This is a genomic window from Dellaglioa sp. CoH-57-MRSF-19, assembly GCF_056781975.1.
Window position 1 is genome coordinate 1 of sequence record NZ_JBXAXW010000219.1, and the last position, 307, is coordinate 307.

General features: G+C 56.0%; 1 protein-coding gene. It reads left to right on the plus strand.

The genetic code is table 11. The features are described from left to right. Positions 1-307: hypothetical protein (locus AC1RO3_RS09000; protein WP_481764081.1), on the plus strand; the 307-nt coding region annotated here is incomplete at both ends.

Below are 307 nucleotides of genomic sequence, written 5' to 3' on the forward strand. Positions count from 1 at the left end.
GCTCGATGAGATGCAGCGTTTTCGCACCATCGACGACGCTGGTAAGGAGGTCAAGGTCGAGCGCTACCAAGGTGTGTGGACGCTGCGCTCGGACGGCAAATTCTCCAGCGACTCGACCGTGTTTGCCGAGATCGAAATGATGCTGGCTTATCGCGAGAACTCGGTGCGCAAGATCGAAGAACCGTCAACCGATGATGACAAGGCAGAAGAGGACAAGAAAAAGAAGGAAGAGCCGTTCCGTATCACACCGTGGCAGGCGCGCGAGTTCAAGAAAACGCTGCGTCTGGCCGAAAGTATTCGCGAGACC